This window comes from bacterium (assembly GCA_035308905.1).
Classification (GTDB): domain Bacteria; phylum Sysuimicrobiota; class Sysuimicrobiia; order Sysuimicrobiales; family Segetimicrobiaceae; genus DASSJF01.
Genome location: DATGFS010000011.1, coordinates 18,163 through 35,897 on the forward strand (window position 1 = coordinate 18,163; position 17,735 = coordinate 35,897).

21 protein-coding genes and 1 tRNA gene are annotated in these 17,735 nt (G+C 63.7%); 14 read left to right on the forward strand and 8 right to left on the reverse strand.

Annotated elements, in window-relative coordinates; translation table 11 throughout:
- Positions 1 to 21 precede the first annotated feature (21 nt).
- Genes murA through ubiE form a run of 3 tightly spaced genes read right to left on the reverse strand, consistent with a single transcriptional unit; the run spans position 22 to position 2,372 of the window.
- On the reverse strand, positions 22 to 1,311 hold the full coding sequence (gene murA, locus VKT83_03620; protein HLY21536.1) for a UDP-N-acetylglucosamine 1-carboxyvinyltransferase: 1,290 nt from the start codon (positions 1,309 to 1,311) through the stop codon (positions 22 to 24).
- A complete protein-coding gene (locus VKT83_03625; protein HLY21537.1) occupies positions 1,298 to 1,579 on the reverse strand; it encodes an IreB family regulatory phosphoprotein in 282 nt (93 codons plus the stop codon). The genes murA and VKT83_03625 overlap by 14 nt, the downstream gene beginning before the upstream one ends.
- Positions 1,566 to 2,372, reverse strand: coding sequence for a bifunctional demethylmenaquinone methyltransferase/2-methoxy-6-polyprenyl-1,4-benzoquinol methylase UbiE (ubiE, locus tag VKT83_03630; GenBank protein HLY21538.1), 807 nt, complete (start codon positions 2,370 to 2,372; stop codon positions 1,566 to 1,568). Before ubiE ends, VKT83_03625 begins: the two co-directional genes overlap by 14 nt.
- 174 nt (positions 2,373 to 2,546) lie before the next feature.
- On the opposite strand from ubiE, the gene VKT83_03635 reads away from it, so the two are divergent.
- The 10 genes from VKT83_03635 (at position 2,547) to VKT83_03680 (ending at position 10,245) form a co-directional block, all read left to right on the forward strand.
- Positions 2,547 to 3,854 carry an ABC transporter substrate-binding protein gene (locus tag VKT83_03635; protein ID HLY21539.1) on the forward strand — a complete coding sequence of 436 codons (1,308 nt, stop codon included), beginning with the start codon at positions 2,547 to 2,549 and terminating at the stop codon, positions 3,852 to 3,854.
- Between the two features lie 75 nt (positions 3,855 to 3,929).
- Complete coding sequence (locus VKT83_03640) at positions 3,930 to 4,874, forward strand: sugar ABC transporter permease (GenBank protein HLY21540.1); 945 nt, start codon at positions 3,930 to 3,932, stop codon at positions 4,872 to 4,874.
- A gap of 1 nt (position 4,875) precedes the next feature.
- Positions 4,876 to 5,715, forward strand: coding sequence for a carbohydrate ABC transporter permease (locus VKT83_03645; protein ID HLY21541.1), 840 nt, complete (start codon positions 4,876 to 4,878; stop codon positions 5,713 to 5,715).
- Positions 5,716 to 5,747: 32 nt separating this feature from the next.
- Positions 5,748 to 5,821: transfer RNA gene (locus VKT83_03650), tRNA-Ile, on the forward strand.
- 260 nt (positions 5,822 to 6,081) lie between these two features.
- A complete protein-coding gene (locus tag VKT83_03655) occupies positions 6,082 to 6,546 on the forward strand; it encodes a hypothetical protein (GenBank protein HLY21542.1) in 465 nt (154 codons plus the stop codon).
- Positions 6,524 to 7,474, forward strand: coding sequence for a terminase family protein (locus VKT83_03660; GenBank protein HLY21543.1), 951 nt, complete (start codon positions 6,524 to 6,526; stop codon positions 7,472 to 7,474). Before VKT83_03655 ends, VKT83_03660 begins: the two co-directional genes overlap by 23 nt.
- Before the next feature lie 72 nt (positions 7,475 to 7,546).
- Positions 7,547 to 8,500 carry an IS481 family transposase gene (locus tag VKT83_03665; protein ID HLY21544.1) on the forward strand — a complete coding sequence of 318 codons (954 nt, stop codon included), beginning with the start codon at positions 7,547 to 7,549 and terminating at the stop codon, positions 8,498 to 8,500.
- Entirely contained in the window at positions 8,482 to 9,330 is an 849-nt protein-coding gene (locus VKT83_03670; GenBank protein HLY21545.1) for a hypothetical protein, read from the forward strand. The genes VKT83_03665 and VKT83_03670 overlap by 19 nt, the downstream gene beginning before the upstream one ends.
- A 63-nt stretch (positions 9,331 to 9,393) precedes the next feature.
- A complete protein-coding gene (locus VKT83_03675) occupies positions 9,394 to 9,570 on the forward strand; it encodes a hypothetical protein (protein ID HLY21546.1) in 177 nt (58 codons plus the stop codon).
- Positions 9,571 to 9,786: 216 nt separating this feature from the next.
- On the forward strand, positions 9,787 to 10,245 hold the full coding sequence (locus VKT83_03680) for a hypothetical protein (protein ID HLY21547.1): 459 nt from the start codon (positions 9,787 to 9,789) through the stop codon (positions 10,243 to 10,245).
- Positions 10,246 to 10,437: 192 nt separating this feature from the next.
- Here the strand turns inward: VKT83_03680 and VKT83_03685 are convergent, their stop codons facing one another.
- Positions 10,438 to 10,776 (reverse strand): hypothetical protein, encoded by a 339-nt coding sequence (locus VKT83_03685; protein HLY21548.1) that lies wholly within the window; start codon positions 10,774 to 10,776, stop codon positions 10,438 to 10,440.
- Between the two features lie 127 nt (positions 10,777 to 10,903).
- Here VKT83_03685 and VKT83_03690 point away from each other — a divergent pair, with 127 nt between their 5' ends.
- Complete coding sequence (locus tag VKT83_03690; protein ID HLY21549.1) at positions 10,904 to 11,212, forward strand: hypothetical protein; 309 nt, start codon at positions 10,904 to 10,906, stop codon at positions 11,210 to 11,212.
- A gap of 17 nt (positions 11,213 to 11,229) precedes the next feature.
- Here VKT83_03690 and VKT83_03695 read toward each other — a convergent pair whose 3' ends face one another.
- The gene (locus VKT83_03695; protein HLY21550.1) at positions 11,230 to 12,426 is read right to left on the reverse strand and encodes an acyltransferase; all 1,197 of its coding nucleotides are present in this window, start codon (positions 12,424 to 12,426) and stop codon (positions 11,230 to 11,232) included.
- A gap of 1,085 nt (positions 12,427 to 13,511) precedes the next feature.
- On the opposite strand from VKT83_03695, the gene VKT83_03700 reads away from it, so the two are divergent.
- Both VKT83_03700 and VKT83_03705 read left to right on the forward strand, forming a co-directional pair.
- Entirely contained in the window at positions 13,512 to 14,621 is a 1,110-nt protein-coding gene (locus VKT83_03700) for a hypothetical protein (protein ID HLY21551.1), read from the forward strand.
- A 193-nt stretch (positions 14,622 to 14,814) separates the two neighbouring features.
- Positions 14,815 to 15,300 (forward strand): hypothetical protein, encoded by a 486-nt coding sequence (locus VKT83_03705; protein ID HLY21552.1) that lies wholly within the window; start codon positions 14,815 to 14,817, stop codon positions 15,298 to 15,300.
- 294 nt (positions 15,301 to 15,594) lie between these two features.
- Here the strand turns inward: VKT83_03705 and VKT83_03710 are convergent, their stop codons facing one another.
- Positions 15,595 to 15,804 (reverse strand): hypothetical protein, encoded by a 210-nt coding sequence (locus VKT83_03710; GenBank protein ID HLY21553.1) that lies wholly within the window; start codon positions 15,802 to 15,804, stop codon positions 15,595 to 15,597.
- 127 nt (positions 15,805 to 15,931) lie between these two features.
- Here VKT83_03710 and VKT83_03715 point away from each other — a divergent pair, with 127 nt between their 5' ends.
- Positions 15,932 to 16,165 carry a hypothetical protein gene (locus VKT83_03715; protein ID HLY21554.1) on the forward strand — a complete coding sequence of 78 codons (234 nt, stop codon included), beginning with the start codon at positions 15,932 to 15,934 and terminating at the stop codon, positions 16,163 to 16,165.
- A 473-nt stretch (positions 16,166 to 16,638) separates the two neighbouring features.
- On the opposite strand, the gene VKT83_03720 is transcribed toward VKT83_03715, so the two are convergent.
- Complete coding sequence (locus VKT83_03720) at positions 16,639 to 17,301, reverse strand: hypothetical protein (GenBank protein HLY21555.1); 663 nt, start codon at positions 17,299 to 17,301, stop codon at positions 16,639 to 16,641.
- Positions 17,298 to 17,537: a hypothetical protein gene (locus VKT83_03725; protein HLY21556.1), complete on the reverse strand. Its 240-nt coding sequence runs from the start codon at positions 17,535 to 17,537 to the stop codon at positions 17,298 to 17,300. Before VKT83_03725 ends, VKT83_03720 begins: the two co-directional genes overlap by 4 nt.
- Positions 17,538 to 17,735 lie beyond the last annotated feature (198 nt).

A 17,735-nucleotide genomic window follows, 5' to 3' on the forward strand; every position in this document is an offset into this window, starting at 1 on the left:
ATCCGCGGAGGAAGGCGGCGGTCAGATCTTGACCCGCTGAATCTCGGCGCCGAGGCTGCGGAGTTTGTCATCCATGCCCTCGTAGCCGCGATCCAGGTGTTCGATGTTCCCAACCTCGGTCGTGCCCTCGGCGGTGAGCCCGGCGATGACGACGGCGGCGCCGGCGCGGATGTCGACGGCTTCGACCGACGCCCCGCTGAGGTGGGGCACGCCGGTGATGATGACCGTGTCGCCGTCCACGCGCAGCTCCGCGCCCATGCGGCGCAGCTCGGCCACGTATTGGAAGCGGTTTTCAAAGACGGTCTCGCGGATCGCGCTCTGCCCGGCGACGGCGACCAGCATCGCCGCGCACTGCGGATGATAGTCCGTCGCAAACCCCGGATAGGGGGCGGTATCGATCTCAATCGGCCGCAGATCGCGTTCCACGCGCACGCGCACCCCGAGCGGGTCCGAATCGATCGTCACGCCGGCGTCCGACAGTTTCGAGAGCAGCGCGGTCACGTGCTCCGAGATGAGGTCCTCGACGAGGATATCGCCGTGCGTCGCCGCGGCGGCGATCAGGTAGGTGCCGGCCTCGATCCGGTCCGGAATGATCGCGTGCGTGGCGCCGCGCAGGTCGGGGGTACCCTCGATCGTCACGGTGCTCGTGCCGGCGCCGCGTACCCGCGCGCCGAGCAGGGACAGAAAGACCGCGGTGTCGACGACCTCCGGCTCGCGGGCGGCGTTCTGCAGAGTTGTGACCCCCCGCGTGCGGGACGCCGCCAGCATGAGATTGATCGTGGTGCCGACGCTGCTGCGGGGGACGTAGAACTTTGCGGGCGCGATCTCGGACGCCTCGGCCTTGAGGTAGCCGTGCTCCGTGGTCACGCGGGCGCCGAGCGCCTCGAAGCCCCGCATATGAAAATCGACCGGCCGGGTCCCGAAATCGTCCCCGCCCGGCAGCGGAACTTCCGCCCGCCCTACCCTCGCCAACAGCACGCCCGCCGCGTAATAGGAGGCGCGCATTTGGCGGCACAGGTCGTAGGGCGCGACGTGCGTATCGATCTGGCGGGCGTCCACTTCGAGGCGGCCGGAGCGCGTGAATTCCGCGCGCATCCCGAGCGCGCGCAGGATGTCGAGCAGGGTGAAGACATCGCGGCAGCGCGGAACGTTTTCAATCGTCGACCGATCGGCGGCAAGGGCGGCGGCGGCGATCACGGCCAGCGAGCTGTTTTTCGCGCCGGCGACGCGCAAACGTCCCCGGAGCGGGCGGCCGCCCTCGATCAGCAGCCGTTCGACCCTGGTGTCTTGCGCGACGTCAATGCTGGCCAGCGGCCTTTCCCCCCATCTTCGCGTCCACGTAACTCTGCACCAGTTCTTCGAGCAGCCGCCCTCGGTCGAGCTGCCGGATCAAAGTCCGGGCGTCCCGGTGGCTCGTGATGTACGTCGGGTCGCCGGACACGAGGTACCCGACGACTTGGTCGGTCGGGTTATACCCGCGCTCCCGCAGCGCGTCAAACACGTATCGCAGGACCTCACCGACGTCCCGCATCTGATGGGCGCCGACCTGGAAGACCCCCGTCTTCTCATGTTCCCCCATACGTCACCCCTGAGACCGCCGCCGAAGCGGATGGCCGAATCGCGAGATGGACCGCCGTGATCCCCGACCCGAAGTTGCGGTACCGGACCTGCTCGAACCCCGCGCCTCGCAGCATGGCGCCGAAGGCGTCCTGGTCCGGCCACCGGCGCACCGAGGCCGGGAGGTAGAGGTACGCGTCGGGATGGCGGGTCGCCATCCGGCCGAGCAACGGCATCAGCGTAAACGAGTAGCCGTCGTACAGCCCCCGGATAAAAGGGTTGCGGGGGCGGCTGAACTCCAAGACGGCGAGCCGGCCCCCCGGACGCAGAATGCGCCACCACTCCCGCAGCGCCTGCTCGGGATGGCCGACGTTGCGGATCCCGAACCCGACGGTCACCGCGTCGAAGGTGCCGTCGGCGAACGGCACGGCCTGCGCGTCGCCCGCGACAAACCGGCAGACCCCGCGGTACCCGGCCGACGCGGCCCGCCGGCCGGCGATCTCGAGCATCTCCGGCGTGAAATCGACGCCCACAACGCGGCCCCGCGGCCCGACGCGCTCGGCCAGCAGCAGCGCGAGATCCCCGGTGCCGCAGCAGATGTCGAGCGCCCGACCACCCGCCGGCACGTCGGTGAGATCGACCGTGATCCGCTTCCACAGCCGGTGGAGGCCGGCGCTGATGAAGAGGTTGGCAAGGTCATACCGCGGGGCGATCGCGCCGAACATCCGGCGCACGTACCGGACCTTCTCCTCCGGGGACGCGCCGCCGCGCCCCACGTGAACGCCCGACGCCTCGACGATACGTTGAGGCCGCACGCCGGTAGTGTTCGGGGGGCTGAAGACCTTTCCTGTGGTCGGCTGATCGCCCAGGGTGCGGCTCCGCGACGAGTCTTAATAGGGTTTTAACCAGTTTGCCACGGTCTCGGCGGAGGGACCACCGCGGAAAGCGAGAACCTTCCTGAGGCTCGTACGGCGGGGAGGGGAGACACGATGAAACGATCCACACGCTACGCGCTGCTTCTGACGGCGTTGCTGCTGGTCGCGGTGAGCGGCACGCAGTGGGCCGGCGCCCAGGGCGCCGTCTCGCTTCGGTACTACTATCCCGTCGGGGCCTCGGGGCCGTTGAACGTGCTCATGACCGCGATGGTCAACGACTTCAACGCATCCCACCCCGGCATCCACGTCGAGCCGGTATTCGCCGGCAACTACGTCGAGACGATGGCGAAGGCCATGACCGCGGTGCTCGGCGGCACCCCGCCCGACGTGGCCGTTCTCGACACGCCGGAGCTCTACTCGCTGCTCGACCGGGAGGCGATCATTCCGCTCGACGACCTGATCGCCAAGACCGGCGGCAAGGCGTGGCTCGACGACTACTACGGCGCACTGCTCCTCAACGCGAAGAGCAACGGCCACGTGTACAGCATCCCGTGGCAGCGCAGCACGCCGATCTTCTACTATAACCGGGACCTCTTCCGGAAGGCCGGGCTCGACCCGAGCCGCGCCCCGAAAGACTGGACCGAGCTCGCGGAGTACGGGCAAAAGCTGACGATCCGCGACTCGAGCGGCCAGGTGACCCAATGGGGCGTCGAGGCGCCGGTTGCCGATACGTCGCCGTGGGTCTTCCAGGGGTTTGCGATCGAGGCCGGCGCGAATTTCTTCGACCCGAATCTGGGCAAGTGGGTCAAGTTCAACTCGCCGGAAGTGGTCGGGGCCCTCCAGTTCATCCTCGATCTGCAGAACAAGTACAAGGTCCATCCGACCGGGCCGACCAGCCTCGCCTTCTGGAACCAGGTGCCGCAGGACTTCATCCAGCAGAAGGCCGCGATGATCTATTCGACCACCGGCAACATGACGTTCATCCGGACCAACGCCAAGTTCGACTGGAGCGCGGGCTTCATGCCGGCGGGCAAACGGTACGGCGCGCCGACCGGCGGCGGCAGCTTCTACGTCTTCAATAAGATCCCGCAGGACCGCGTGCAGGCGGCGTGGACGTTCATTACCTGGATGACGAGCCCGGCGAACGCCGCCCGGTGGAGCATCGGGACCGGGTACGTCCCGATCCGCAAGACCGAGCTGTCCACGCCGGCGTTCTCGGCGTACCTCAAGCAGGTGCCGCAGGCGCTCACCGCCACACTGCAGCTGCGGGTGGCCGGCGAGCAGATGACGATCCACGACGTCGACCAGATCGGCACGATGCTGGTGACGGCGATCCAGGCCGCGCAGTCCGGCCGGCTCTCCGCACAGGCGGCGCTCGACCGGGCGCAGCGCGACGCCACGCAGCTGCTGTCGAAGTATTAAGCGTGACGCCGTAGGCGGTTGATTCCCGATGGCCCGGCGCCTCACGGCGCCGGGCCATCGTCCCCATCATCGGCCGTGGCGCAGACCGACGCCCGCACACTTCCCGCCGCGGTGCGGCCCGCGGCTCGATCCGCGTCCGGCCGGCGCCGCCGCCGCGCCGCGGCGCAAGGGTATCTCTTTCTGCTGCCGTCGCTCGTGTTTCTCGCGGTCTTCACCTACTATCCGATCCTCACGTCCGCGGAGCTGAGCCTCTTTCGGTCGACCGCGACCGTGCGCAGCCGCGCGTTCATCGGCGCCGGCAACTATCTCACGATCGCCGCGGATCCGATCTTCCATCAGGTCCTCCACAACAGCCTCGAGTTCTTGCTGGGCACCGTCCCCGTGACGGTGGCGCTCGCGCTGGTCCTCGCGCTGCTGCTCAACCGAACGCACCTGTTGGTCACGCCGTTCCGCACGGCCTTCTTCTATCCGGCGCTGCTGCCGCTGATCGGGGCCGCGGCGATCTGGCTGTTCGTGTACACGCCCGGCTACGGCCTGATGGACGTGTATTTGAAGCGGATCATCGGCGGAGGCGTCAACTGGCTTCAGGATCCCACTTGGGCCCTGCCCGCGGTCATGCTGGTAACGGTGTGGAAGAACGCGGGCTACTACATGCTCTTCTATCTCGCCGGCCTCCAGACGATCTCGACGGAACTGTACGAAGCGGCCCGCATTGAAGGGGCCTCCGCCTGGCAGGTCTTCCGGAGCATCACGTTCCCGCTGCTTGGCCCGACGACGCTCTTCGTCCTCGTGATCGCGAGCATCAACGCGTTCCAGTCGGTCGATCAGATATGGATCATGACGGCCGGCGGGCCCGACAACACGACCAACGTGCTGCTGTTCTACATCTATCAGACGGCGTTCATGTTCTTCGACTTCGGGAAGGCCGCCGCACTCACGATCTTCCTGCTCGCCATCCTGATGGGCATCGCCGCGGTGAGCTTCGGGCTCCTCGAGCGGCGGATCCACTACGAGGTGTAGCGTGCAGAGGCGCGCCGGACGACGGCTCGGGACGGCCATCTGGGCACTCGCCGTGGGCGCGCTGGCCTTCATCTGGGTGTTCCCGCTGCTGTGGGCCGTGGCCACGTCGTTCCGGCCGCCGGGCTCGCTCGGCAGCCAGATCGCGTCGCTGTGGGTGCATCACCCGTCGCTCGCCAACTTTCGCGAGGCGTGGAGCGAGGCGCCGTTCGTGCGGTTGTACTACAACACCGCGGTGGTCGTCTTCGGGATCCTGGGCGCGCAGCTGGTGACGATTACGCTCGCGGCGTACGCGTTCGCGCGGATGGAGTTCCCCGGCCGCGAATGGCTCTTCCGCCTGTTCCTGCTGCAGTTGATGGTGGCGCCGTCGTCCTTGATCCTGCCGAACTTCGTGACGATCAAAACGCTCGGGCTACTGAACACCCGGCTGGCAATCATGATCCCCTACTTCGCCTCCGCGTTCGGCACGTTCTTGCTCCGCCAGACATTCCGCGGCGTGCCGCGCGACCTCGAGGACGCCGCGGCGATCGACGGCTGCACGACGTTCCAGACGCTGTGGAACGTCTTTCTGCCGCTCGCGCGGCCGACGCTCGTCGCCTTCTCGATCGTGAGCATCGTCTACCACTACAACGAGTTTCTGTGGCCCCTCATCATCACCGACACGGACCGCGCCCGCACCGTGACGGTCGGCCTCGCGTCGTTCACGCAGTCGGCGGAATCGGCTGCGCAGTGGAACCTGATCGCGGCCGGCACGGTGATCGTGATCCTGCCGCTCCTGGTGCTCTTCATCGTCTTCCAGCGGCGGTTCGTCGAAAGCTTCATGTACTCGGGGCTCAAAGGATAGCCGCCGGCCCGGTCGTGTTATAATTTCGTCGCGGGCCCGTAGCTCAACGGCAGAGCATCCGGCTCATAACCGGCGGATCTAGGTTCGATCCCTGGCGGGCCCACCATAGCAAGGGCCGCAGCGCGTCCCCTGTCCTCTGCTACCCTCCTGCTACCCGCTTCGAGAAAACAGGCCCCCCGGCGATAGTCAGCCATGTTCGAACAGTCACCCCATGCACCCGGGGCACCGCGGCCCGTATCCTCGCGCCCGGCGGGGCTTCTACGGGTAGGGTCGGAACGACGGTATGACAGTGCCGACACGGTCACCACAGGTACTCGAGAACGGCGTGAAGATCAGCCGTACCGGCCGGGTCGTGGGAGTCCGCTGATGCCGCGGACCTGGGCGCTCGTTGCGGGCGAGCCGTTGCGAAACATAGCGAAACGAACCGGAACGTCCGTTGCCGCACTCCACCGGCATCGCCCGCACGTCTCAGCCAAGCTGACCAAGGCCCGCGAGGCCAAGGAGGCCGCCAGCGCGGACGGGTTGCTCGCCGGCATCGCGGCGCTGCGCGAACGATTGGAGCGGGCCCTCGAAGATGCCCAAGCGGCCAAGGACGTGGCTAGCCTATCCCGTGAGCTCCGCGAGACCATCCGCCTGATGCTGGAACTTGAAGGCCGCCTGCGGCAGAGCGCCCATGTACAGGTGGCCGTGACGCTTGTCCAGTCGCTGGAGTGGCTCTCGCTTCGCACGCGGATGGTCCAGGCTCTCGAGCCGTTCCCCGAAGCTCTGACGGCTCTCGTCCAGGTTCTCCAGGAGGAGAAAAGTCCCGATGGTCAACCTGCTCGCCGCTGACCTTCTCGCAGCCCTCACCTCACAGGCATCCTGGCAGGCTTACCGTGAGGATCCGGTCGGCTTCTTCTGTGACGTACTGGGGCTGGTGCCGTGGGCGCGGCAGCGCGAGGTGCTCGAGGCGGTCCTCCGTCATCCGCGAGTCGCGGTGCGCTCCGGCCACAAGGTCGGCAAGAGCGCCTCAGCCGCCGGCCTGGCACTGTGGTGGGCCGCCACACGACCGAGGAGCCGAGTCGTGCTCACGTCGGCGTCGTACCGGCAGATCCGGAGCATCCTGTGGCGTGAGCTTAAGACGCTCCACGCGGCGGCCCGCCCCCCACTCGGCGGAGAGCTACACGCCCACCCTGACGCGGGCCTCCAGTTCTCGGACGGCCGCGAGATCGTGGGCTTCAACACCACGGAGCCGGAGCGTATGTCAGGAATCTCGGGCGCCAACTTGCTCTTCATCCTGGACGAGGCATCCGGCATCCCGGACCAGATCTTCCAGGCGATCGAGGGCAATCGCGCCGGCGGCGCGCGCCTCGTCCTGTTCAGCAACCCCACGCGCACGAGCGGCACCTTCTTCGACGCCTTCGGGACGAAGCGCGAGTTCTGGCATGTCATCCACATCAGCAGTGAGGAGACGCGGAACGCGCAGGAGGGCCGTGACGTGATTCCCGGCCTCGCCACGCGGGAGTGGATCGAGGAAAAGCGCCGGGAGTGGGGTGAGACGTCGCCACTCTATCAGGTGCGCGTCCGCGGCGACTTCCCCTCGCAGGCCGAGAACGCGATCATCGGGCTCGCCCTGGTCGAGGACGCCACGGTCCGGTGGGTCGAGACGCCGGCAGAGGGTCGGCTCACACTCGGCGTCGACGTCGCCCGCTTCGGCGATGATGAGACGGTCATCTTCCCCGTACGGGGACATAAGGCGCTAGCTGTAGTTCCCAGATAGGTTGTTGACACATGAAAGCCTTCCAGCGTTCGTGTGGGGCAGAGGGTATCCGCCCCACTCTGGGAGGCGTTCATGGGCCGTGCGCGTGGCAAGCTCACCCCGGCCGGACGACTGCTGCTGGTGCAGCGAGTCACGGTCCTGCACTGGCCTGTGAGCCAGGCGGCTTCCTCGATGGGAGTCTCTCGTGAGACGGCCTACGAGTGGCTGGGGCGCTGGCGCCGTGACGGTGCCGCGGGATTGGAAGATCGATCGAGCCGTCCCCATCGGTCGCCCCGCCAAGTGCCGGCCGCCGTGGAGCGCCGTATCTTGCTGCTGCGTCGTCGACTGAAATGGGGTCCGCATCGCTTGGCTCCGCTCGTGGGGCATCCGCGCTCGACGATCTACACCGTCCTGGCGCGGCACGGCATGACGCGGTTGCGGGATCTGGATCGCTCGACCGGCGTGCCGGTCCGCTACGTCCGGGACCATCCGGGCGAGCTGCTCCACCTCGATATGAAGCCGCTGGCCCGGGTTCCCGAGGGAGGCGGGCACCGGGTCTTGGGGCGCGTGCCGGGCCCGCATCGCCGCGGGGCCGGCTATGAGGTGATCCACGTGGCGATCGACGACGCCTCGCGGCTCGCGTTCGCCCAAATCCGCCCCGATGGTCGGGCGCTGACCGTCGTCCAGTTCCTCACCGACGCGGTGGGCTTCTTTGCGGAGCACGGGATCCGGATTCAACGGATCATGACCGACCGCGGCTGGAGTTACACCCAGTCGCCCCGCTTCCGGGCCGTCGCGCGGCGGTTGCGGATCCGCCACAAGATCACGCGCCCCTATCGGCCGCAGACTAACGGCAAAGCCGAGCGGTTCGTCCAGACTCTGTTGCGCGAGTGGGCGTATGCACGGCTTTATCGCTCGAACGAGGAGCGCCGCATCGCGTTTCCGAAATGGCTGCACTACTACAACCATCATCGCCCCCACACGGCGCTAGAAGGGCGGGTCCCCGCGGTCGTGAGTGTCAACGACATGTGTGGGAACCACAGCTAGCGCCTATCATCGAGCACAAACTCGACACCGTCCAGGTGGCCGGCCGGGTGCTCGAGGTCGCGCGTCAGCTTCGCCTGGCGGACGAGCGGCCGCTCGTCCGGGTGGACGTTATCGGCGTGGGCGCCGGCGTGTACGACCAGCTCTATCACGCCCCGGAGGTGGAGACGGTCGCAGTCAACGTCGCGGAAACCCCGGTCGGGATCGAGAACCAGGAGCGCTTCGCGCAACTGCGTGATCAGATGTGGTTCGGGCTGGCGGATTGGCTCAAGGACGGCGGTGCGATTCCGGACGATCCCAAGCTCGAGGCCGAGCTTGTGGCGCCCACGTATACGTTCGATATGCGGGGACGCATCAAGGTTGACACAAAGGACAAGATGAAAGAGCGCCTCGGACGGTCACCGGACCGGGCAGACGGTCTCGGCTTGGCGGTCGTGTCACCGCAAGGTAGTTATGAAGCGTGGTCCGGTTATTACCACAGCACGCTCAAGGACGCGGAGGCCCAGGAACTGCGGGAGATGCCGGCGGCCGGTGTGCGCAACCCACAAGCGCCGGCGCAGTTGACTCCAACGCTCGGCAACCGCACGATCGTCACCGTCCGCGGCGATGACGAAGCGGCGAACGATGCGATGCTCGTCCGCCTGCTGGCTGGACTCGCTCGTGGCGAGCCGATCCCCTGGGAGACGCTCCAACCCGCCCATGCCGAACGACTCGACAAGATGATCGGGGCCACGATGCAGGGCGCCGCCCCCGCTGACCAGCGTGTCTACCTCATGGAGCGGCGGCGGTACACACAGGTTAAGGGGCACGCCGGCGCCTCCGTCGGAACCTAACGCGAAGTCCCCTCACAGGCACATATCTTCATCGCCCGCGGCGTAGCAATCGCCCGGGCGGCGTTGGCATCGATTTCCGACAAGGTGGCGGCCGGCGTCAGTCTAGAGTCCCCGTTCGACGATCTCGACGGCGGCACCATCATTGCCGACGGCACCGAGGAGCAGTACATCGCGGCCCTTCGCAAGGCGCGCGGCGAGCTTCCGAAGTCGAACGGTGAGACGGGGGACGCGTCCTCATAGTAACGTCGTTTGGCTCGCTTCTTCGCAAGAGGGTTCCACGCGTTTGTTCGCCGAGTATCTAAGAAATGATCGAGTCGATTACAATGTTCGATCTGAACCTATGAGCGTCTGACGATGCCACGGCGCAGACGTCGTTCCTTTATCATCCCGCGACGGCTCATTGAGCTCGGGATCAGTGCCGTCGACACGGCCGAGGCATTAGCGAATCCCATTTCGTTGCTGAAGATGGTCGCCAAGAAAGGCGTCACCGCAACGCTCAAGGCCGGGGACCAAGCAGAAGAGCAAGCGGTGCGACGAGAGGTTATTACCGAGCTGCAAGCGCAGATGAGGTATTTGGACGGACATCTTGTCAGGGTTGTTGGCTTCTTCGAGCGCAATTCGAACTTGCCGAGCGGCAGCACTATCGCTCAGGTTTCACCGAGCGCCGCGAGGGAGTTCGGTGAACTACGCAGGGCGCTCCTGGGCACAGCGCGAGATGTTGAGCGCGCCGTCTTTGATGTAGCACCGTACTTGCGTGACGACGAGCGCGAGATCATGGCTCGCCGTATGCGCGATGTCAGAGGCATACTCCACCATGTGCTCTGCGACAACACGGACCCGCTGGTTGACCAAGCCGGACAGATCCGTAACGCCCACCGGATCGTTGCCGCAGATATCGACGGTCTGAGGCCATGATAGCAACCGAAGGCTCAGGCTAAGCTTCCCCACCATGCTGTGAGCCGCGTCCGCCGCAGCCCGCGGCGTGGTGGGGTGGCTGTGTGGCCAGCGCGGGGGCCGCCCCATGAAGGGATTTTCATCGTGGCTGGCCGGAAGCTGCCGGAGATCAGCTAGCTCTCAGGCTCGAGGACGAATTGCTCGACGCCACGGTTACGGCGGGGACTGTAGTCTTTGGCGTCGTTCTCGCGCATATTGCTGTTGCAAGCTTCTTGCGATCGCTTCATCCGCTTTGTCCCATCCAGCAAATTCCCAAGGGGAGAAACGTCCGCGCGCCATCGTCTTAAGAAGCACCGTACGATGGCGAGAGTCTATCCGAGGATTTCTCAGGAACTCCTGCGCTTCGCCTGAGAGCGTCGTTCTGACGTATTGCCCAAGGTCGCTATCGATGCCGTATTTTTGCAGCAGGTAGTCGGTCCACTTGTCCTCGTACTTGTGTGTCAGTTCCCCTATGATCTGCTGTCCTCTCCTCATCCGCTCAAACAACCTCATTGCTCATTCACCCCCCCCGGATGGCTTATGGTCCGGCGGGTACCGAGTCTAGACGCGCAGACCAGCATAACGTCGCGAAGCTGACATTCAGCCGAATGCGAATACGCGGGTAAGGGCCGGTGTCCGCGTGCTGGGCGCCACGGCTGACACCCTGACGGCCCGCACGGTGCTACCCGAGGGCGTCGGGAAGTACTGGCTTTACTACGCGGATGCCTGGCATCCGTTCTGGCACGCACAGGTCAACGGGCTCGAGGTCCCGATCCTACGTGCCAATTTCGGCTTTAAGGCGATCGAGGTTCCGCACGGTGTGGCGACAGTGAAGTTTGCGTACCGATCCAGCACGCTGTCAGGTGCGCTAGTTGTATCACAGGTGCTACTGATCTCAGCAACGCTGGCGGTGGTTCTGGTATCGGTCCGCCAATTGTTCCACCCTTGAAACACGACGTCGATCTCTTACCGAGCCCATACCGTGATTGAACTTTGCTCGTTCCTCGCAGTCGCTGTTGGCGAAGGGTACCATCGTTTCTTCAGCGCGAGGCCGGGACGTTCAACGACCAAATACGTCAACGCGGCCATGCCGATTGTCATGGCAACATAGAGAACGAACCCCGTCCGGGCGATAAGGTACGCGGTCAGTCGATCACCCCGGGCGATGCCTGCAAGTCCTAACATCAACGCTCCGATAGCTGGGTGCCACAAGTAGATGCCATACGTCAGCACACCCAAGGTCCGCAACGAGCGTGACCGCAGCAGACGACTCAGGATGGAACCGTTGTTCGCCGCAACCCACAGAATGCCGACCGCAAAAAAGCAGGCCGTGACGCCATACAGCACAACACCGTAAGAAGCGTACGGATACTCCAACGTTTTGCGCCATAGGAAGCTCAAAACAACCACGCTCGCACCCAACAACGCGCCTGTCAGCGTTCGATGCACCGCCAAGACGGACGGAACGCTCCGCGCTGCCATCCAGCCGGCGATGCATCCTGCCAAGAATACATCGGCGTAACAGAATGTCGCAAAGTACATCCCGGACGGATGCAGACGGGGGACAAGTAGAGAGATTGCGCGACAGACGACGCCCAACACCGCCGCCATGGCAAGCACGCGCCAAACCCGGCGTGTTGACGTAAGTACCATCGACAGTACGACCGGGAATAGCAGGTAGAACTGTTCCTCTATCGAGAGACTCCAGAAGATGACAAGGACAAGGGAGATCTGGTCCTGATAGCTTGTAACAGGAGTCAGGGCAAGACCCCAGTTGGACAGGAAGCTTGGCCACATCCAGGCATGGTGTCGAATCCACACGAGTTGGGACGGGCTCGCGGTTTCCGCTGCGACCACGAACATACACGGCAGAAGCGAAAAGTAGAGGGGCCAGATTCTGAGACAGCGACGGACATAAAAATGGATGATGTCGATGCGACCGTGCTGATCAAACTCTGTAACACTCAACCGGGTCAGCAAGAACGACGACAGGACGAAGAAGAAGACAACTCCCATCGGACCGATCGGAAAGAACTGCAGAAACCTCGCTAACCCGTAGTCCCATCGTGATATCGGGTTGTAGTGCCACAGCAAGACGGACAAGGCCGCGATCGCCCGGAGCCCGTCGAGTTCCGGCATCCACACTTTTTTGAGCTCCGGCATCAGCGTCGCACGGGTCCCGCCATCTCGCCCGGATTAGCTCCGACATTCGGGCAGCCGCTGATTATGGAACCGCAAGACCCGCGGCTATGCGGAGTTCGAGGACCTTCGAAAATGCATCCGTCGTTGCCGTTCATCGCAAGTCTGCCAAACGGCGGGCCGACAAAACGAAAACCCAGCGCCTTGTAACTCGGGCCGGGTTCGCCATTCGCTCAGCGCAGCCCAGGCGACCAGACTCACAGGCTGCGGATCATTGCGTCCGAAAAAGACGCTTGGATTGTTCGTTGAGATCCTATCGACCCGGCGTCACCCTCCCCCGAGGTGCATTAGATTCGTGGATCGGCGGCATAGGTCTAAATCAGCGTTATAAACAGGTGGGCGAAGAAGAGGATAATAATCTAAAACAGGCCGGTAAATATCAATTGAGACGCTTCCGTTCTGCCAGATAAACTCCTTCCTGCGGGCAGAATGCCGTTTTCGGGGCAGCACCCCGGCCCTGCTGTCCCGAAAGCCCGTTTGTGCCCTCCTTGCACCTCAACATTTCGGCATGGCCGCGTTGGCACCGATTTCTTGGACACCAATCCCAGATGCGTTCGATCATTACGATCTGTGCTGCCAACCTCAAGCGACCGCTGTTTCCTATCGCGCGGGCGGGTTTCGAGTTTCAGCCAACGGGCCGCTGCTCCGGCGGGCTGCCAATCATTATCGAATTTTTGCAATGGCGCGCTTACCATAATGAGGTCGGTGGCTACAGCGGAAAATAGGAGGACGTTACCCATGCACTAGACGTAAATGCTCTCGTCCGCCGAAAAAGGGTCCTCGCAGCAGTCCCCAAAGGGAGCTTAGTTTATCTACAGTTGACAGAGCGTTTGGATTGAATCGTACGCGTCCAAAAGATCCTCAGATCGATAGAGGTTTTCTTGACCATTAGGGGAAGGACGGAGTGAGTTTAGTCGTCGCAGATTTCGTGCTTTGCTTGGTTCTTCATTGATTTTTATTGGCCGACCGTTACTCATCCCTGGCTGTTTTTGCTGGTTCGATTGAGGCACCGATAGGATAGAGGCAGACGGCGAACCCGGGGGGAGTCTATGGGCTTGATACGTGGTTTGATTCAGCACGTCTCTGCCCTTGTTTCCGCAAAATCTAGTCGATGCCGCGAGGATATGGATAGGGCGCGGTGGCTCAAGACCGGTGCTCTTTTGCTCACTTCACTTGGTATCGCATTTGCTCTTATCGTTCCGTCTGCCGCGTCGTTGGGAACCATTACACCTTTTAGTTGCGGCCAGGTCTTCGGCGTCAATGGAACCTCGCCGACGTATTCTATCGTGGGGTTTCAAGATGTAAGCAGGACCTACGTCGGATTTCAGGCGAACGTCGGCACCATTACGAGTTCCTGTGGAAATAATGTCAGCATACCAGGCGCCACCTCAGTGTTTCCGGCGGCCATTAGCCCGGACGGTTTTATGACTGGCATTTATGCGGCCTCAGACACAACGCGGCCTGCCTTTGTGATGGACCCGCATGGGAATGTCCTTTCCTTCAAGGCGAGTGACAGTGGCCTATCCGGCGACGCCAACGCCTATGGCCAGCATCCGGCCGGAATTACCGTCTCAACTGGCGGCATCGCGTGGGTGGTGGGATCCTACCTCACCAACAAAGGAAAGACATCGCACTCCTTCGCCGTCCAAATCAATACCAGCAATAGTCCGCCGACGATCGTCAGTGGGAGTTGGATTTCGTTTGACATTTCAGTGGCCGGGAGTGGCACCGCCAGAGGCGTGGATGGCGCCGCCATTGTAAACATCGTGGGTTCGTATCCGGATGCGAGTGGAAAAGATCAAGGGTTTGTGCTCAACCTCACTGACCTGCTGTCGGTGAGACAGGCTGCGCCGCAGGTGACGGTCGTACCGCTCAGTTCCGTCGCTACCGTGACCTGTTCCGGTGCGATTGGCGGCCGTATTCATGGCATCAGCGACGGTGGTCGGACCGTCGGGGTAGCCTTCACGGGCACTGTGTCAGGGTACGCTTATTTGGTGGATGGCGGCTGGACTAAAGGTCAAGCGACCCACCCGATCTGCAACCAAATCCCCGTCCCGGGCGCGTCGAAGGGCGGCGAGACATGGGCGTCCGGAGTTACCTCGGATGGCGTGTATATCGTCGGACAGGGCGGCAGCGCCGACTGGGTCTATCAGCCATAGAGTCCTAGGCTAGCGAAATACGGAGCGGGAGCGGGTCAGGGATTCTGACTCCGCTCTCGCTGTTTCTATCGGAAAAGTCTCGTCGCTCGACAACCTGGGACGGGGGAGTTGGTCAACCTGGGCGGTGGAACATCGGCCCAGCGGCCAAACCGAGCCGGCGCATTGTGGTGATCGTCTGGGTGGGAGGCGCAAGATGGGACTCTTGCGCGACATGGAAAATGAACGTCTGAGGTTGGCGCAGATAGAGTTGGAAATGAGGGATCGAGGAACGTGGGGCGATTACGATTCGCTCGCGCTCATGGAAGAAGAGTATCCCAAGGGCGCTTGGCTCTCTGACGCGGTTCTCTCGAAGACTATCACCAGATTCAGGACTGGATTGCCGACTGATACGCCGGAGTTCATAAACAACAGACGGTATTTCCAAATGGCGATCAGAGAACTGCACCGGCGCGGCTACGCACGTTGTCCGCGTTCAGACGGATCATTCGATATCGTCAAGGGAAAAGCGTCGGGAGCGGAGTCTCTATTAGATTCGGTTGAGCCCCATTCCGATGCGGAAACGCTGCGTCAACGCCAAATCGCCATCGGTCCTGCCACAGGGGCTCCCATCACAATCGCGATATTTCTTCTCGGGATTCTGGTCCTCGCTATTGCCTATTACTTCGGATCGCAACATTGAGAACCGGAACAAGTGTCCGACGAGTCTGACACCCTCTTACGTAAGACCAGAAATGACGCGAATACGATCACTTCCGAGCCGCCTTCGGTTGAGTAGGGGTGGTTGGACCTGGACGCGCGAGCGCAGTGACCCTCGGCCCGGGAGCGGTCAGCAGGTATATGGGGGGGTGATGGTCTTCCTCTTCGTCCTGTGGGGCTTGAACCCCCGCGGATGGTGCGGCCGGTGCTAGTGGGGGTAGCCGAATCCCCGGCCTCTTCCCCCCACATGGTCCCGCTCGACACGACTTGGGCGGCACTACCGAACCAGTTTCATTTGCTCGAGCCTCACCCGCATCGCTGACGGCGTTACTCCAAACTGCCCCGCGAGCCGTTTCACCCGCTCTTCAGTGCTTAACTCACCTACCGTGGGCCGCTCCGCCAGCAGCGCAAACCACCGCTGCCGGACCTCGCCGAACGGCATGAGCAACTCGGCGGCGAACGCGCGAGCCTCGCGCTCGTATACCACGCGCCAGGCTTCCTGAAGCCCGATGGCCCGTCCCGGAACAGGTGCTGTCCACGAGCTGGTGCTCGAGCAGCACGTGGCCGAGCTCCTCGGCCAGGATCCAACGGCGCTCACCGGGTGACGAGATCGGATGGCGTCGGTTGAGGATGATCGACCGGCGGCCGGCTACGTCGCCGACTGTGGCGCGAACATCCTCGCCGAGCACGCGCTCCACCGTGGGCACGCCCCCGCGCTCAACGATGGCGTCGATGTCGACGGGCGGCCGCTGGCGCGTGAGCACCAGCAGGGCGCGAGCCCGATCGCGGGCGATCGCATACCGTGGATTCTCGTCCTTCGAGGAGATCCCCACCTCAGACAAGCGTAGCAGGCGGATGGCGAGTTGTGTGTTCAAGCGGTTTTCTCCGACCCCACCACGCGACGAATCGTGCGCACAGCGGCTCCAGTCCGTACCCGCGAGCTTCCGCAGCGCCGATGGCGTGCAACTCCACGTCAATCGCAAATGTGCGCAATCCGAGGTGTGCGTCGGACACCGCGGCAGTGCGGATCCCGGAGGCCGTCTCGCGTCTTTCCGAGGTCGCGGTGACGGCCACACGTAGGGCGATGGCTACGTCAACCGGCGGACAGTCGGCCGGAAACTTCGGCACGATCTTGACGCGGCCGGTCTCGCGGATCGAGACGTGGGGTCGGCGAGCAAAAGGTGCTCGGCGATGTACGCTTCGAACTGGACTTCCTGGCGGTCGAGAGCGACAGTGACGTAGTCACGGACGATCCGGCGCACGTGGACGCCTTGAGCACGCGACACACGGACTCCCGCCGAACGAACGAACAGCGGGCGATTCAGGCCTTCCAGGGCACCCGATACACGGCTTGGTAGTCTCCCTGAATCACCGGCTCTATTTGGATCATCGCCGCGCCCCGGTTGAGGAGGAACCAGTACTTGGCCAACAGACGACCGAGTTCGTCAAGAGCCCCGTCAAGATCGGCGAACGTGGCCGGACCCCTGTACCCCCTGCGCGCGCGGTGCGCGACACGCTTGTTGACAAAGTGGCGGAGCCGGGCTTCGGTCCTGCGCAACTGTCGGAGATCCTCTCGCACCTTTCGAGAAGAGATCCATCGGGCACCGGGGCTCGCGTAGGCGTCAAAGTCACGCTCGCCTCGTTGCCGGAAGTCCGCTCGGGCCATTGGCGGCCGACCGCGGGTGTACGGGCGGACGAACCACTCCCGTGTGAAAAGGCGCGGGTTGCGGGCGATCTCGGTGAGCAACGTGCAGAGCGAGGTGACCGGCTTCCTGTCGCTGTAGTCAGACTGCCGGCGTACGGCCAAAGCCGCGGTGATGCTGTAGTTTGTGGCCAGCCAATCCCAGACGGTCACGTCAGCCTCCCTCAGCGCTGGATTCTCCTGAAACATCTGGGAAGCCTCACGGAATAGGCGCCGGTTGTGCGAGATCGCAACGACGTCATTGTAGATGATCTTCGACCAACGTCTCCACCGGCGGATCACGGCGTTGCCTTCTTCCGGTGGCTGACCAGGAACTGCTCGGCCGCTGCCCACGTCTCGGCGAGCGTCTGCCCTTTGCCCGGTCGAGAAAGATGCTCTGCGAAGTACGAGGGCCGGCCGGGATCCAAGTCCACGTGAGTCACGAGCCACTGCCAATGATCGCCGTCGGGCAAGACGATCAACGAATAGAGGTCGGCGCCGTCGATGACGTGCTGGACTCCCTCGCGATCCTCCGCCATATCTGCTCTACCTCCACACTTGCTAACAGGGGCCTGCTCTCATCGTACCGCGCCGCGCGTCGTGTGCTACCTGGGGATGGCTCGCTCACGTCCCGTGGCTCCTGTCCTTGGGGCGTGGCGGCGATCTGGACGCGGCGATTCATGGTCATGCGAGATCCATGCCGAGTCCGGCAACCTGTCAGACGCCGTCGCCGGGGA